This is a genomic window from Streptomyces sp. CBMA152 (assembly GCF_014596475.1).
Lineage (GTDB): Bacteria > Actinomycetota > Actinomycetes > Streptomycetales > Streptomycetaceae > Streptomyces.
This window is the reverse complement of the sequence record NZ_MECJ01000028.1, coordinates 69,346-85,829: the sequence shown is the minus strand read 5'-3', so window position 1 is coordinate 85,829 and position 16,484 is coordinate 69,346. Positions and strand designations below refer to the sequence as shown.

The window sequence follows — 16,484 nt, the reverse complement described above, 5'->3', positions numbered from 1 at the left end:
GATCGGGGGTGCGTTGCATGCGGATCGGACTGCTCACGGACGGTGGATATCCGTACACGACCGGCGAGTCCAGGCTGTGGTGCGACCGGCTTGTGCGCGGGCTCGCGCGGCACGAGTTCGACATATACGCGCTGAGCCGCACGGCGGCCCAGGAGGAACGCGGCTGGGTGGCCCTGCCGCCCCACGTCCGCAGGGTGCGCACGGCCCCGCTGTGGGCCCCGGAGGAGTGCGCCAACCCCCGCTTCGACCGGCGTGGTTACGGCCGCCGCGAACGCACCCGCTTCGCGGGGTGCTTCCGGGAGCTGGCGGGGGCGATCTGCGGGGACGGGGTCGGGACGAGCCCCGGTGCGCCCTCCGCACAGGGCACGCGGGGCCGCAGCGCTGCGGCCGGGCTCGCGGCCGACGCGGCCCGCACCTTCGGCGAGTTCGGGCTCGCGGCGGGCGGGGGCGGGGTGTTCGGCGTGGCGGGCCCCGGTGCGGACGCGGCCGGGGCCGAGGCGCCTTCCGTCCCCGTGACCGGCGCGTCGCGGTTCGCCGAGGGGCTGTACGGGCTCGCCGACCTCGCCCGGGAGTGCGGCGGGCTGCACACCGCGCTGCGCTCCGAGACGGCCGTGCGCGTCCTGGAGGCCGCCTGCCGCGCACCCGGCGCGAGCCGCGCCGTGCAGGCCGCACGCGTCCCCGACTACCTCGCCTTCGCCGACCTCCTGGAGCGCGCCCTGCGGCCGCTCTCGCTCGACTGGTACGACGCGGCGAGCCTCGGCGACGTCGACCTCTGCCATGCGGCGGGCGGTGGCTCCGCCGCCCTCCCCGGTCTGCTGGCCAAACGCTTCTTCGGGGTTCCGCTGCTGGTCACCGAGTACGGCGTCCAACTGCGCCGGCAGTACCTCGCGGCCCGCGAGGCGCGCGTCCCCGTACGGGCGCTGCTGGCCGCCTTCCACCGGCGGCTCGCGGCCGAGGTGTACGACCGGGCCGCGCTCATCACCCCCGGCAACACCCACACCCGCCGCTGGCAGGAGAAGTGCGGCGCGGACCGCGTGAAGCTGCGCACGGTGTACCCGGGGATGGCCGCCGACCGCTTCCAGGCGGTCGGCGAGGGCCCGTCCGGCGGCGACCCCGGCACGCTGGTCTGGGTCGGCCGCGTCGACCCCACCAAGGACCTCATCGCCCTGCTCCACGCCTTCACCGAGGTCCGCCGCAAGGAGCCGGACGCCCGCCTGCGGATTTTCTACGCGGGTGCGGGGGCGGTGTCCGGGGCGGTGGGGTCCGGCGAGTCCGGTACGGCCTCGTACGATGTGGGTGCGCAGGGGAGCGGCGCCTTCGGCCCGGCTCCGTACAGCGCGGCTTCGTACAGCGCCGCCCATGGGTACGCCTCGCCGCACGGATACGGCGCGGGTGCGGGGTCCGGCGGGCTGTCTCCCGAATCGGCCGCCTACCTCGCCCACTGCCGCGCCCTCGCGGCCCAGCTCTTCCCCGACGAGGCGGCCGACGCGCACGCGGTCGGCGACAACCCCGTCTCCTTCGAGGAGATCGGCGGCCCGGAGGCCCCGGACCTGGCCGACGCGTACGCCTCCGGCAGCGTCGTCGTCCTCTCCAGCGTCGTCGAGGGCTTCCCGATCAGCCTGGTCGAGGCGATGTTCTGTGGCCGGGCCACGGTCTCCACGGACGCGGGCGCGGTGGTCGAAGTGATCGGCGGCACCGGGCTCGTGGTGCCGCCGCGCAACCCCCGCGCGCTCGCGGACGCGTGCGTGGCGCTGCTGCGCGACCCGGAACGGCGCGAACGGCTCGGCGCCGCCGCCCGCGCCCGCGCGCTCGAACTCTTCACGGTCGAGCAGAACCTCGCGGCATTTCGCGGCATTTACCTGGAGCTGATGTCGCACTGCCCGGTCCGCCGCGAAGAGCTCGACGACAGCGCCGACCCGGTGCCGTTCGCGCATCCCGCCGAGGCCCATGTCCCCGGCAACTGGGCCGCGTCGGGCACCACCGGCCCGGCCGCCGGGCACGCCCCGAGCTGGGCGGACCCGGGTACGCGCGCGAGGAGGACGCCCGGCGCGGGTGCGGTACGCGACACCCTCGGGGACGTGGACCGGGACTCGGCCGTGGCCGCCGGGTCGACGCTCCCGGCCGACTCCGACAGCCGCAACGGATCCAGCCACTCCGCTACTTGGCACTCTGGCCTCTCCCGCCCCACACCCGGAGACTCTGACCCGAACGTTCCGGGTCCGACCGCCCCCGACTCCGACCCCGACTCCGACCCCGACGCCGGCCGCGCGGAGGTCCGTCCGCCGCACTCCCCGCCGCCCCTCTCCTCGCCCTCGTCCGACATCGGCCGCTCCGGCTCCGCCCGCGCCGAGGAGGCGACTCGATGACCATTCCCCCCACGACCCGCCCGGCGGACGGTCCCGCCGACAGCGACATCCCGCGCGCCCCGGAGAGCGCCGGGGCCTGGGACATCCGCTCGGAGGCCCTGCTCAACGACCCGCCCCCGAAGCGCAGCACCGGCCCCCGCCGGCCCCGCACACCGGCACGCGTCTCCAACTCCCTTCTCCCGGCGGCGGGTTCGCCCTGGCGGGCGACGGAGCCGTCGCCTGCGGATGCGCCGACCGAAGAGGCCCCGGCGGCACCGCCCGCCGAACCGGCGGAGTCACCCGAATCGGCCAAGTCATCCGCACCGGCCGAAACATCCGGCCCACCCGGATCGGCCGAACCATCCGGATCATCCGCACCGGCCGAGCCCGACCGCCCCGCGCCGCCCGCGAAGCCCCGCACCCGGCGCGGCCCCGCCGACCCCGTCAAGGCCCTCATGCACCGCCACCGCGAACTCTGCGAGCGGGCCGTCGACCCGCTGGAGATCGCGGCCGGTCTGGAGGCGCACGGGATGACCGACCGGACCGCCGCCCGCTTCCGGCACCGCGATGTGTTCTCGCTCGCCGAGGAGCTCTACGCGCGCGTGCCGCGCGGCACCGAACCACCGGGCGGCGACGTGGAGTTCGCGCCCCAGCCCGGCGGGCGGACCCTTCGGGTGCTGCGCTCGCTGCTGCCCGGTGCCCTGTGCGCCCTGTCCGTGACGGCCGCCCGCCTCACCGTCGGCCATGTGCGGCTCTCCGTAGTGGCCGCCGGGACCGCCGTGGTCGGCGCCGCCCTCGCGTACACCGTGCGGCGCGGCGCGCTGCGGGCCGGGCGCGGCACCGGGCTCCCCTGGGCGCTCTGGCTCGCCGTGTACGCCGTCGTCGGCGACGGACTCCTCGACGCGCTGCTCGCCGGCGGCCCGTCCGGTGCGCCGGGGCACGGCTGGGCCACCGACCCGGCCGCCGCCGTCGGCCTGACGCTGGCCGTCGCGCCCGCCACCTGGTGCGCCCGCCTCTTCGCCGTACGGGCCCGCCGCTCCCTCGCCACCAGCCGCGGCCTGGACGAGTTCGCCGCCCGCTCCCGCCCGCTGCTGCTCGGCGCGGTCGCCCTCTTCCTCCTCGCCCTCACCTTGGTCCTGCTGATCGCCCAACTCGCGTACGGACACGGCTCGTTCGCGTCCGCCGTCGCGCCCGGCGCCCTGCTCTTCCTGGCCCGGCTGCTCGCCCTGCACGGCTTCGCCACCACGGCCGTCGCCGGGCTGCGGGCGGCCGCGTGCGCGGAGGCGACCGCCCTCGCCCTCGTGCTCGCCGGACGCCTGCCGGGCTGCGGCTTGCTCGCCCGGCCCATCTCCGCCGCCGTGGCGGCGGGCGGCGCCGCAACCGTTCCGGCGGCGCTGTGTGCCGTCGCGGCCCTCGCCCTGCTCGTCCGGGCCACCGCGGTCCTCGCCCGCGCGTCGGCCCACGCGGAACGCCCACCGACCCTCTGACCCGCACTACACGCATCGACGCGCACTGACGCCCGAAGGAGAAAGAGACACATGACCGCCCTGCCCCCGGCCTCCTGCCGCCCGCACGGAAAGGCCGCGCGATGAGGGTGCTACTGCTCGGTGCCAACGGATATCTGGGCCGTTTCGTCGCCGACCGCCTGCTCGCCGACCCGGCCGTCCAGCTCACCGCGCTCGGGCGCGGCGACGACGCCGACGTACGGTTCGACCTCGCCTCCGGCAGCCCGGGAGCCCTCACCCGCTTCCTGGACGCCGTCCACCCCGGGGTCGTCATCAACTGCGCCGGAGCCACCCGGGGCGGCGCCCGCGAACTGACCCGGCACAACACCGTCGCCGTCGCCACCGTCTGCGAGGCCCTGCGCCGCAGCGGCTGCGGCGCCCGGCTCGTCCAGCTGGGCTGCGCCTCCGAGTACGGCCCCTCGCAGCCGGGCTCGTCCACCGCCGAGGACGCGGTGCCGCGCCCCGGCGGCCCGTACGGCGTGAGCAAGCTCGCCGGCACCGAGCTCGTCCTCGGCTCCGGCCTGGACGCCATCGTGCTGCGGGTCTTCTCACCGGTCGGCCCCGGCACCCCCGCCGGGTCCCCGCTCGGGCGGCTCGCGGAGGCGATGCGCCGCGCCATGCAGTCCGGCGACGGTGAGCTCAAGCTGGGCGGCCTCGGGGTGCAGCGCGACTTCGTCGACGTACGCGATGTCGCGCGCGCGGTGCACGCCGCCTCGCTCTCCGCCGCCCAGGGCGTCGTCAACATCGGCACCGGCCGCTCGGTGAAGCTGCGCGACGCGGCCGCCGTACTGGCCAGGGTCGCCGGATACGGCGGCGCGCTGCACGAACTGGACGGCCCGTCCGGGCTGCGGCCGGGCGTCATCGGTGCCCCCCGCCCGTCCGCCGACGCGGTCCTGGAGCACCTGGCCGCCTCCCCGGCCCCGTACCCCGACGGCTGCGGCAGCTGGCAGCAGGCGGACGTCCGCACCGCGCGCGACCGGCTCGGCTGGCGGCCGCGGATCAACCTGGAGGAGTCCCTGGCGGACATCTGGATGGAGGCGGCGTGCCGCATCTGACCACCACCGGCGCCCTGTGCGCGGCGACCTCGGGCAGGCTCGGCTTCGGCGTCCCCGGCTGTGCCCACCCGCTGGTCGCACCGGTCGAGTGGGCCGAGCTGACCCGCCCCGGCACCCCGCTGCACTGGGCCGTCCTGAACGTCGCCGACGGCCCCGGCACCCGCCCCGACCCGCACTGCCTGGAGGCCGCCGGGAAGCTCCGCAACGCGGGCGTGCGGGTGCTCGGTCACCTCGACACCGCGTACGGCACCCGCTCCTTCGGCGAGCAGATCTCCGACGCGCACCGCTTCCTCGACTGGTACCGCGTCGACGGCTTCCTTCTGGACCGCTGTCCCACGGACCGGGACGCGCTGCCCGAGGTGCGGCGCACGGTGTCGGCCCTGCGGGCCCTGTGCGACGGCGCCCACCTGGTCCTCGGTCAGGGCACCCACCCGTATCCCGGTTACGTGGAGAGCGCCGACCAGTTGGTCACCTTCACCGGGCCGTGGAGCGAGTACCGGTGGTCGCAGGTCGCCGAGTGGACCGCCGACTACCCGCCGGAGAGGTTCTGCCACTTCGTCCACGGAGTGCCCCGTACCCACCTCGAAGAGGCCCTGCGCATCGCCCGCTGGCAGGGCGCGGGAACGATCTACTTCACCGACCGCGGCGACCGAGGGGGACAGATCGACCCATTCGAGACACTGCCCGGCTACTGGGACGAAATCGTCTCGCGGATCGGACCGGGTATCTCGGAATGAGAAGCAGCGTGGCAGTGTTACGGGGAGAACAACCGTACTGACATACCGACCGACTGCGTAATAGAGGTTCACGTGTCGCTGCCACCCCTGGTAGAGCCGGCTGCCGAGCTCACCGTAGACGAGGTCCGCAGGTACTCGCGCCACCTGATCATCCCGGATGTCGGGATGGACGGCCAGAAGCGGCTGAAGAACGCCAAGGTGCTCTGCGTGGGCGCCGGCGGCCTCGGCTCGCCGGCCCTGATGTACCTGGCCGCCGCCGGTGTCGGCACGCTCGGCATCGTGGAGTTCGACGAGGTCGACGAGTCGAACCTGCAGCGCCAGATCATCCACAGCCAGGCCGACATCGGCCGCTCCAAGGCGGAGTCCGCCAAGGACTCGGTGCTCGGCATCAACCCGTACGTGAACGTCGTCCTGCACGAAGAGCGGCTCGAAGCCGAGAACGTGATGGACATCTTCAGCCAGTACGACCTGATCGTCGACGGCACGGACAACTTCGCCACGCGGTACCTCGTCAACGACGCGTGCGTGCTGCTCGACAAGCCGTATGTGTGGGGCTCGATCTACCGCTTCGACGGCCAGGCCTCGGTCTTCTGGTCCGAGCACGGCCCCTGCTACCGCTGCCTCTACCCGGAGCCCCCGCCGCCGGGCATGGTCCCTTCCTGCGCCGAGGGCGGCGTTCTGGGCGTGCTCTGCGCGTCCATCGGCTCCATCCAGGTCACCGAGGCGATCAAGGTCCTCACCGGCGTCGGCGACGCGCTGGTCGGCCGCCTGATGATCTACGACGCCCTGGAGATGCAGTACCGCCAGGTCAAGGTCCGCAAGGACCCGAACTGCGCGGTCTGCGGCGAGAACCCCACCGTCACCGAGCTCATCGACTACGAGGCCTTCTGCGGCGTCGTCTCCGAGGAGGCCCAGGAGGCGGCGCTCGGCTCGACGATCACTCCCAAGCAGCTCAAGGAGTGGATCGACGCCGACGAGAAGATCGAGATCATCGACGTCCGCGAGCCGAACGAGTACGAGATCGTCTCCATCCCGGGCGCCAAGCTGATCCCGAAGAACGAGTTCCTGATGGGCAACGCCCTGAAGGACCTCCCGCAGGACAAGCGCATCGTGCTCCACTGCAAGACCGGTGTCCGCTCGGCCGAGGTGCTGGCCGTCCTGAAGTCCGCGGGCTTCGCGGACGCGGTCCACGTGGGCGGCGGTGTCATCGGCTGGGTCCACCAGATCGAGCCGGAGAAGCCCGTCTACTAACCCCGACGACCGTTCCCCGGGCGACCAGGACATTTGTCCTGCGGGACCCGGGACGGTTCTCTCTGCCGGGCACAGTGCCCCCTGAGCGAAGCTCTTTCTTGTCAGCGAGAGAGCGTGAGCGAAGGGGGCACTGTGATGAGCACGGTGGCAATCGAGAACCAGGTCCGCACGGTCGGAACCGAGGCGCAGGCGGAGACCGAGGCGCAGGCCGCAAGCGCGGCGCAGCCGGAGATCAAGGGCCTGCCCACCTGGTACTTCCCGCTGGTCGGCTGCTTCGCCGGAGTCTTCGACATCGCCCGCGCCTACCCGGTGGTCTACTGGCTGATCCCGGTCGTGGCCGCCGTGAACATCGTCCTCACGCTCACCGTGCTGCGGGCCCGGATGCGCTACATGAAGGCGCTCTGGAAGAACAAGCGCACCCGCCTGCTCGCCCTCGGCCTGCTCGTCATCCGCTTCGCGGTCCGCTTCGGCCTGAGCCTCGCGGGCCTCGCGATGGGCGCGGAGAGCGGCAGCCTGGTCATCGGCATCGTGATGGCGGTGCTGGGCACGGCGATGGCCTGGGGCGACCAGTGGCTGATCCTGCGCACCCTGAAGCGCGCCCAGGCCTGACGAGGCTCGCCGACCGCCCTGCTAGGAGCAGACGGTCCCGGCCGCCGGGACCTTGCCGTCCAGCAGATAGGTGTTCACCGCATCCTGCACGCATGTGTTCTTGCTGTTGTACGAGCCGTGGCCCTGCCCCTTGTACGTCAGCTCCACGCCGACGCCCGGGCCGAGCTTCTCGACCATGTGCTGGGCGCCCGCGTACGGCGTGGCCGGGTCGCCGGTGTTGCCGATGACGACGATCGGCGCCGCGCCCGGTGCGCTCACGTCCGGGGTGCTCCACTGACCCGGCACCGGCCAGGAGGTGCAGCCCATGAGACCCCAGCCGAGGAAGTCACCGAAAACCTCCGACGCCTTGCGGAACTCCGGCAGCTTGGCCTTCGTTTGGTCCAGTGAGTAACGATCCTTGAAATCAGCACAGTTGACGGCCGTGTTGGCGGCCTGGATGTTGCTGTACGTGCCGTCCTTGGCCCTGCCGTTCATCGCGTCCGACAGGGCGAGCAGGAGGGCGCCGTCCCCGCCCTCCGCGTCGTCCACGCCCTGTTCGAGCAGCTGCCAGTACTCCTTGGAGTAGAGGGACTGGGCGATGCCGTTGGTCGCCTCGGTCTGGGTGAGCAGCCGGGGGCCGCTGCCCGGGATGGGCTGCTTGTCGAGGTCGGCGAGGAGCTTGACGATGCCCGCCTCGACCTCCTTCACGGTGGCCCCTTTGAGCCGGCACTTGTCGCCCCGGTTCACGCAGTCCTGGGCGAAGTTGTCGAGGGCGAGCTGGAAGCCCTTGGCCTGGCCGAGCGCGCCCTGCTCGGCGGTGCTGGTGGGGTCGACGACGGCGTCGAAGACGGCCCGGCCGACGTTCTTCGAGAACAAGTGGGCGTACACGCCGCCCAGTTCGGTCCCGTAGGAGATGCCGAAGTAGTACAGCTTGTCGTCGCCCAGGACCTGGCGCATCAGGTCCATGTCGCGCGCGGCGCTGGTGGTGCCGACATGGGGCAGGACCCGCCCCGAGTTGGTCTGGCAGGTCGCGGCGAACGCCTTCGCGTTGTCGACGAGGCTCTTCTCCTCGGCCGCGTCGTCGGGTGTGGAGTCCTGGGCGAAGTAGCGGTCGAGCTGGCTGTCGCTCTCGCACTCCACGGGCGCGCTGGAGCCGACGCCGCGCGGGTCGAAGCTCACCAGGTCGTAGCGGGTCCTGAGCTTCTCGTAGTCGCTCGCGGCGGCGGGCAGGGTGGTCACCCCGGAGCCGCCGGGACCGCCGAAGTTGAAGATCAGCGACCCGATGCGCTTGTCCTTCTGGGTGGCCTCGGCCCGGATGAGGGCGAGCTCGATCGTCCCGGCGGCGGGCTTGTCGTAGTCGAGCGGCACACGCAGGGTGGCGCACTTCCACTGACCCCCGCCGGGCGGCGGCGAGGGCGCGTCCCCGCTGCCCTCCGCCTGGGAGGGCGCGGCGCACTTCTTCCAGCTCAGCTTCTGGGAGGCGAGCTTCGACGGCTTGGCCGGGGACGACTCCTTGGTCCCGCCGCTGGAGCAGCCGGTGGCGGCCAGCAGGACGACGGCGGTGGCGGTGGCGAGAGAGGCGGCACGCAGAGCGGCGGAGTTCTCCATGCTCTCCATCGTGGGCCCGTCGGCCGGGACCCGCGCGCATCCGCAGGCCATGCGGGTGGCCATCGGGCGCACGCGAGGGTCGCGCACGCCCGCCCTTCACCCCAGAGCCTGTCTTTGAACCCCCGCCTGCGCCCCGACGCACGGCAGGATCTCAGAGCTCGCCCCTGCGCGTCAGGTAGTTGAAGCACAGCCACCCCGGGAGCACCGGCAGCCAGAAGGTGAGCAGCCGGTAGAGCAGCACGGCCGAGGCCGCTGTCTCGGCCGGCAGGCCCGCGAAGGTCAGCGCCGTGGACAGAGCCAGCTCCACCGCGCCGACACCGCCCGGCGTGGGCGCGGCCGACCCCAGCGCGTTGGCGGTCAGGAAGACCACCGCCACGCTCGCGTAGCTGAGGGTGTTGGAGCCGGAGCCGAAGGCCCGGATCGACGCGTCGAGGCACATCACGAAGGTGCCGGTGATCAGCAGTATCCCGCCGATGCCGGTGAGCAGCTTCTGCGGACGCTGGAGCACATCGAGCATGCGCGGCACGACACCGGCGAAGAGCGAGCGGACCCGGGTGACGACGAACTTCCGCAGGAAGGGGATGGCGGTCACCACCAGGATCAGCACGGCTGCCGTCAGCAGACCCGCGATGACCGTGCGGGAGGGCGACAGGTCGGGCGTCTTCTCGGTGCCCGTCACATAGCCGAAGACGAGCAGCAGCGAGATGTGCGAAGCCAGCCCGAACAGCTGGGAGGCGCCCACACTGGCCACCGCGAGCCCCGGCCGCACCCCCGCGCGCTGGAGGAACCGCGTGTTGAGCGCGACACCGCCGACGGCGGCGGGGGCGACGAGCTTCACGAACGACCCCGCGACCTGGGCGATCACGGCCCGCCTGAACGGCACCTTCTCGGGGACGAAGCCCAGCAGGCTCGCCGCTGCCGCCGGATAGGAGAGCGCCGAGAAGAGCACGGCGGCCGCCACCCAGCCCCACTGCGCGTTCGCGACGAGCTCGCCGAACTGGATGTGGGTGATCTGCACCAGCAGGTAGTACGCGGCGATCGCACCGGCGACGAACGTCAGCAGCGTCTTCACCTTGATGCGTTCGAGCCGCACCGGCTCCACCGGCGCCTGCGGGCGGATCAGCAGCACCTGACGGCGGATCTGGGTGAGCAGGTCGTCCTCGCGCGCGTTCTCCAGCGCCTCGTCGATGGCCTCCTTCTCGGCCTTCTTCTCTGCGCGCACGGCCTTGCTCTCGGCCCGTCCCGCCTTGCGCTCGTCGTCCGCGCCGACGGCCGTCGCGCCCGTGACACCCGCCTCCGTGCCGTTCGCCGCCTCGGCGTCGCGCTGCCGGGAAGCGGCGGCCTCGGCGACCCGCACCTCCTTGGCCGCGAGGGACGCCTCGATGACGGCCTCGCGCTCGCGCTGCGCCTGCTCGCGCGCCAGCTTGCGCAGCGTCGCGCGCGTGGAGCGGCTCAGCGCGATCGGCTGGAGCAGCGGGAGGCTGTCGGCGACGGTGTCGGGGCCGAGCACGTCCACGGCGGCGGCCACCGCCCGCTCGGCGCCGACCCGCAGCCCCAGGGTGACCAGGAGCTGGGCGATGTCCATCCGCAGCACCACATCACCGGCCGCGATCTCGCCGCCGCGCAGATCCGTCAGGATCACGGTGCCGGAACGATCCACCAGAATCGCGTCTCCCGCGAGCCTGCGGTGCGCGATGCGCCGCGACTTCAGCGCCCGCACCTGGCGCCAGGCGCTGCGCATCAGCTCGTCGGTGATCTCCTCGTCGCCGAGCGAGTCCAGGGAGCGGCCGCCGGTGTGCTCGTACACGAGCATCACGGCGTCCGGGCCGAGCTCGGAGGTGGCGATGAGCTTCGGCGCGTTGGCCCCGGCGGCGATCGCCGCGTACGCGAGCAGCGCCTCCTGCTCCAGGGCCTGGCGCAGCGACTGGATGGAACGGCGGGTGCTGATGGACCGCAGCGTTAGCCGGCGCCACACCCGGTAGAAGAAGCCCTGCGCCTGCTGTTCGCGGTCGACGACGGTGACGTCGAGCGGCGGCGCGTCCTCCAGCGTGACGAAGTAGCGGCGGCCCCGGTCGCCCTGCTCCATGGAGTCCGGCACATCCTCCGCGCGCATCGCGGTGAGCGGCCGGAAGCCGACGTTGCGCAGCCCGGCGAGCAGCGTCTGGCCGGTGGGCCGGACGTTCGGCGACCCGACCGCGTACAGCGTTCCGTACGCGACGGTCCAGCCGATCAGGACCGTGACCAGGATCGAGAACGGGGTCGTCTGGCCGCCGACGAGGACGGCGAACGAGTTGAGCAGCAGAACCGCCCACAGGGCGACTCGCCAGCGGGGTCTGCGGGCCATGCCGACGGCCGTCATATAGGCGATGACCGGCGCGAGATAGCCGTGCACAGGGTCGGTGAGCCCGCCCGCGCCGGACGGCTGGGTGAGCGCGTCGGTGATCGACTCCGGCGCCGACCTGGCCACCCACAGGTCGGTCGCGAGGGCGACCCCGTGGGCGAGGACCGCCGCCAGCACACCGTCCGCGATGCGCAGCCCGTCGCGTTTGATCAGCCGCTCGATGGCGAAGCCGACCGGCAGGATCAGCACGGCGATGGAGGACACCAGCCCGGCCAGCCGGATCAGCACGTCCGGTGCCTGGTCCGAGCCCTTGCTGATGTCCTGCTCAAGGCCGGACGTGGTGTGGTGGGCGATCGCGGCGATGGTGAGGACGATCGCGATGGCGAGGATGCCGCTGATCAGCCGCACGAGGTCGGAGGGGCGGTGCACGCGCGCGGGGAGCAGCGGCTCGTCCACGGAGACACGGTCGATGGAGGCGGTGGCCTCACAGCCGTCGAGGTCGGCGCCCTTCTGCGCGCTCGCCGCGCCCGCCGAGGCGGCCGTCGCGCCCGCCGGATGCCGGGGAGCCGTCGCACCGGCCGCGGGCACGGACTCGGCGCCGGACGCGGGTACGTCGGGGCGCGCCCCCGCCTCCGGGGTGCTGCTGGCCGCCGCTTCGGGTGGCTGCACGCCCCGCTCCTTCGCCGTCTGGTCCGCTGTGTCGTGGTCCGCTGTCTCGCCGGTCTGGTCTTCCGTCCGGTCTTCGTGCTCTCGTATCACCGGTCACCGCCCGGATGATGGTGGCATGACCAGGCCCCCCAGGGGGGCATCAGGGTGCGTCGAGGGGGCGTACGCGGTGCGGTACATGCCCTACAGCCATAGTGCGCGCGGTTTCCGGGAGCCTGCTCCCGGCTCCACTGTCGGTGGCGTACGGCAGGATGAACAGGGTGAGCGATGAGCTGCCGGAACTCCCGGAGTATGCCGAACGGGTGCTGGACGTCGCCGAGCGGATCCCGCCGGGCCGGGTGATGACGTACGGGGACGTCGCCGAATGGCTCGGCGAGGGCGGGCCCCGCCAGGTCGGCCGCGTCATGGCGCTGTACGGCGGCGGTGTGGCGTGGTGGCGTGTGGTGCGCGCGGACGGCGCGCTGCTCCCGGGCCACGAGCTGCGCGCGCTCGGGCACTACCGGGAGGAGTCCACCCCGCTGCGCGAGGCGAGCCGGTCCGCCGAGGGCCATGTGCCGCGCCTCGACATGCGCCGCGCCCGCTGGGACGGCGGCGCACTGGACGGGGCGGGGAGCCGGGACGGCGGAGCTGTGGGCCGGGACGGCGCCGGGCGTGCCGAGGACATACCGCTGGAGGCGGGCGCGGAGCGCGAGGTCGGCGGCGGGGCGGCTCATATCTGACAGCTTCGACCATCGGGCGCCGGCGGGGGCGACCACAGGCCCGTACGGATGACTGGCCGCACGACGGGTCCGCTTCGGCGTACCGTCGAGGGTCGGCACGGGCACCTTCCCCACCGTCACCACCAGCACACCCACCAGGACCGGCGATCCACGTGAGCTCCTCCAATTTCACCGGGCGTACGACGTACCCGCAGGTACGACGGCGGTCCGCCGGCGCGTACCGACTGGTGCGTACCCCGCCGAGCCCCGTGGATCCCCCTTTGCTGGACGCACGCCAGCGGGCGGTGGTTGACCATGCTCACGGACCGCTGCTCGTCCTCGCCGGACCCGGCACCGGCAAGACCACCACACTCGTCGAGGCGGTCGCCGCGCGCGTGGCCGCCGGTGCCGACCCCGAGCGGATCCTCGTCCTCACCTTCAGCCGCAAGGCGGCGGTCGAACTGCGCGACCGGATGGCGCTGCGCCTCGGCGGTACGCGCGGACCGCAGGCCACGACCTTCCACTCGTACTGCTACGCCCTGGTCCGCGCCCACCAGGACGCCGACCTGTTCGCCGAACCGCTGCGCCTGCTGTCCGGCCCCGAACAGGACGTCGCCGTCCGCGATCTGCTGGCCGGCCACCTCGGCCTGGAGAAGGCGGGCCTGGACCACGTCCGTTGGCCCGACGAACTGCGCGTCTGCCTGACCACGCGCGGCTTCGCCGACGAGGTGCGCGCGGTGCTCGCCCGCAGCCGCGAACTGGGCCTGGGCCCGGACTCGCTGGCCGACTTCGCCCGGCGCACCGGCCGCCCCGACTGGCGGGCGGCAGCGGGGTTCTTGGCCGAATATCTCGACGTCCTCGATCTGCAGGGCGTACTGGACTACGCGGAACTGGTCCACCGGGCCGTCCTGCTCGCCGAGCGCGGCGGCCGCTTTGGCCCGTCGTCCCACGTCTCCTCCTCCGCCCCGCACGGCACCTGGCTTGCCGATGCGTACGACGCCGTGTTCGTGGACGAGTACCAGGACACCGACCCGGCTCAGGTCCGCCTGCTGCGGGCCCTCGCGGGCGACGGCCGCACGCTGGTCGCCTTCGGCGACCCGGACCAGTCGATCTACGCGTTCCGGGGCGCCGACGTCAACGGGATCCTTGACTTTCCGGACACGTTTCGGCGCGTTGACGGCGCTCCGGCGCCGGTCGAGGTCCTGACGACGTCCCGCCGCTCGGGCGCCGAGCTGCTCACCGCGACCCGGCTGCTGACCCGGCGGATGCCGCTGCCTCGGCTGCCCGCCGAGAAGGTACGGGCCCACCGCGAGCTGACGGCGGTACGGGCGGGGGGCCGCGTCGAGGCGTACACCTACCCGACGGCCTCCGCCGAGCTGGAGAACATCGCCGACATCGTCCGCCGCGCCCACCTGGAGGAGGACGTCCCGTGGCACGAGATCGCGGTCCTCACCCGAGCGGGCACCCGCGCGCTGCCCGCCCTGCGCCGCGCCCTGACCTCGGCGGGCGTCCCGGTCGAGGTGGACGGCACCGACGTTCCGCTGCGCCATGAGCCCGCCGTGACGCCCCTGCTGTCCGCCCTGCGGGCGGTGGCTGCTGCGGCGCTGTCCTCGCCGCCGCAGGCAGTGGGGGAGTCGGGACCGGCTTCCGCCGACGTCGTGTCCGAGGCCGCCGCCCTGGAGGGCGAGCCGCAGGCTGACGCTCCTGGTCCGGACGAGGGCGCGCCGCAGGCCGACGCCCCCGGTCCGGAGGACGGCACACCGCAGGCCGACGCCCCTGCTCCGAAGGGCGCCGCCGCGCCCGCCTGGCTCGACCCCGAGACCGCCCTCGACCTGCTCGCCTCCCCCCTCGGCGGCATGGACAGCGCCGACATCCGACGCCTGGGCCGGGCCCTGCGCGACGAGGAGCGGGCGGCGGGCAACAGGGTGCCGCCGCCCTCCGACGTCCTCCTCGCGCGCGCGCTCGCCGAGCCCGAGCGGCTCGTCGCCCACGACCCCGCGTACGCCCGGGGCGCCCAGCGCCTGAGCGCGCTGCTCCGCAAGGCCCGTGAGCTCCTGGAGGGCGGCGGCACCGCGGCCGAGGCCCTCTGGGAGCTGTGGAGCGGCACTCCGTGGCCCCAGCGACTGGAGCGCGCGGCCCTGCGCGGCGGCCCCGCGGGCCGCAACGCCGACCGCGATCTCGACGCGGTGTGCGCGCTGTTCGACACCGCCGCGCGCGCCGAGGAGCGCACCGGCGGCCGGGGCGCGCTCAACTTCCTGGAGGAGGTCGACGCGCAGGACATCGCCGCCGACACCCTCACCCGGCGGGCCGCGCGGCCCGACGCCGTACGCCTGATGACCGCCCACCGCTCCAAGGGCCTGGAGTGGAGCCTGGTCGTCGTCGCGGGCGTCCAGGAAGGGCTCTGGCCCGATCTGCGCCGCCGCGGCTCCCTCCTGGAGGCCGACCGCATCGGCCGCGACGGGCTCGCTGAACCGCTCACCCCGGGCGCCCTGCTGGCCGAGGAGCGCCGCCTCTTCTACGTCGCCGCCACCCGCGCGCGCGACCGTGTCGTCGTGACCGCCGTCAAGGCCACCGCCGACGATGGTGACCAGCCCTCCCGCTTCCTCGCCGAACTCGGCCAAGAGCCCAAGGACGTCACCGGCCGCCCCCGCCGCCCCCTCGCCGTCGCCGCACTGGTGGCGGAGCTGCGCGCCACCACCGTCGACCCCGAAGCGTCGCCCGAGCTGCGGGACGCCGCCGCCCGCCGCCTCGCCCGCCTCGCCGCCCTCGCCGACGACGAGGGCCAGCCGCTGGTGCCCGCGGCCCACCCGTACCGCTGGTGGGGGTTGAACGAGCCGACGCGTTCCGAGGTTCCCCTGCGCGACCGCAACCACCCGGTCGTGCTCTCGGGCAGCGCGCTCGACCAGCTCGCCAACACCTGTGCGCTGCAATGGTTTTTGGGGCGCGAGGTGAAGGCGGACGCGCCCGCCACCGCCGCGCAGGGCTTCGGCAACGTAGTGCACGTGCTCGCCGACGAGGTCGCCTCCGGGCGTACGCCCGCGGACCTCGCCGTACTGATGGAACGGCTCGACTCGGTGTGGGACGCGCTCGCCTTCGACGCGCCCTGGAAGTCGCTCCAGGAGAAGAACAACGCGCGCGTGGCGCTGGAGAGGTTCCTGCGCTGGCACACCCTGGACCGCACCGGCCGCACCCCGGTCGCGACCGAGCACGACTTCGACGTGACGCTGGAGGCGGGCGAGTACGAGGTCCGCATCCGGGGCTCGATGGACCGGGTCGAGCAGGACGAGGCGGGCCGCGCCTACGTAGTCGACTTCAAGACCGGCAAGCAGGCGCCCACCGCCAACGAGGTGGCCGCGCATCCGCAGCTGGCGGTCTACCAGCTGGCGGTCGCCGAGGGCGCGGTCGACGAGGCGTTCGCGGGCGAGCGCCCGGTCCCCGGCGGCGCCGAACTGGTCCATCTGCGCCAGGCCGCGCCCAAGAAGGAGGGCGGCGAGGCGTACCCGAAGGTGCAGGCCCAGCAGCCCCTGGCGGGGGAGTGGGTCGGCGACCTCCTCGCCACGGCGGCGGGCCGTGTCCTGGACGAACACTTCACCCCGAACCCGGGCCAGCACTGCACGACCTGCACGTTCCGTACATCGTGCTCGGCCCAGCCGGAGGGGCGACAGGTACTGGAGTGACGTCTGGGGGCTG

At 73.6% G+C, this 16,484-nt stretch carries 10 protein-coding genes; 8 read left to right on the top strand and 2 right to left on the bottom strand.

From position 1 onward, the window contains the following. The first annotated feature begins 17 nt into the window (after nt 1-17). From BG418_RS40070 to BG418_RS23850, 6 genes are all read left to right on the top strand, one after another. On the top strand, nt 18-2,366 hold the full coding sequence (locus tag BG418_RS40070; protein ID WP_223185340.1) for a DUF3492 domain-containing protein: 2,349 nt from the start codon (nt 18-20) through the stop codon (nt 2,364-2,366). Next, entirely contained in the window at nt 2,363-3,832 is a 1,470-nt protein-coding gene (locus BG418_RS23870) for a hypothetical protein (protein WP_188276024.1), read from the top strand. Before BG418_RS40070 ends, BG418_RS23870 begins: the two co-directional genes overlap by 4 nt. A gap of 101 nt (nt 3,833-3,933) precedes the next feature. Continuing rightward, nucleotides 3,934-4,905 (top strand): NAD(P)-dependent oxidoreductase, encoded by a 972-nt coding sequence (locus BG418_RS23865; RefSeq protein ID WP_188276023.1) that lies wholly within the window; start codon nt 3,934-3,936, stop codon nt 4,903-4,905. Further along, complete coding sequence (locus BG418_RS23860) at nt 4,893-5,642, top strand: spherulation-specific family 4 protein (RefSeq protein ID WP_188276022.1); 750 nt, start codon at nt 4,893-4,895, stop codon at nt 5,640-5,642. Before BG418_RS23865 ends, BG418_RS23860 begins: the two co-directional genes overlap by 13 nt. Before the next feature lie 72 nt (nt 5,643-5,714). Then, nucleotides 5,715-6,893 carry an adenylyltransferase/sulfurtransferase MoeZ gene (moeZ, locus tag BG418_RS23855; RefSeq protein ID WP_188276021.1) on the top strand — a complete coding sequence of 393 codons (1,179 nt, stop codon included), beginning with the start codon at nt 5,715-5,717 and terminating at the stop codon, nt 6,891-6,893. A gap of 135 nt (nt 6,894-7,028) precedes the next feature. Then, a complete protein-coding gene (locus tag BG418_RS23850) occupies nt 7,029-7,502 on the top strand; it encodes a hypothetical protein (RefSeq protein WP_188276020.1) in 474 nt (157 codons plus the stop codon). A 21-nt stretch (nt 7,503-7,523) separates the two neighbouring features. Here the strand turns inward: BG418_RS23850 and BG418_RS23845 are convergent, their stop codons facing one another. Together BG418_RS23845 and BG418_RS23840 are read right to left on the bottom strand one after the other, a co-directional pair. After that, the gene (locus BG418_RS23845) at nt 7,524-9,089 is read right to left on the bottom strand and encodes an alpha/beta hydrolase (protein WP_188276550.1); all 1,566 of its coding nucleotides are present in this window, start codon (nt 9,087-9,089) and stop codon (nt 7,524-7,526) included. Between the two features lie 151 nt (nt 9,090-9,240). Further along, on the bottom strand, nt 9,241-12,099 hold the full coding sequence (locus tag BG418_RS23840) for a flippase-like domain-containing protein (RefSeq protein ID WP_188276019.1): 2,859 nt from the start codon (nt 12,097-12,099) through the stop codon (nt 9,241-9,243). 248 nt (nt 12,100-12,347) lie between these two features. On the opposite strand from BG418_RS23840, the gene BG418_RS23835 reads away from it, so the two are divergent. Both BG418_RS23835 and BG418_RS23830 read left to right on the top strand, forming a co-directional pair. Continuing rightward, complete coding sequence (locus tag BG418_RS23835) at nt 12,348-12,815, top strand: MGMT family protein (protein WP_188276018.1); 468 nt, start codon at nt 12,348-12,350, stop codon at nt 12,813-12,815. Between the two features lie 152 nt (nt 12,816-12,967). Next, nucleotides 12,968-16,471 (top strand): ATP-dependent helicase, encoded by a 3,504-nt coding sequence (locus BG418_RS23830; RefSeq protein WP_188276017.1) that lies wholly within the window; start codon nt 12,968-12,970, stop codon nt 16,469-16,471. The last annotated feature ends 13 nt before the right edge of the window (nt 16,472-16,484 follow it).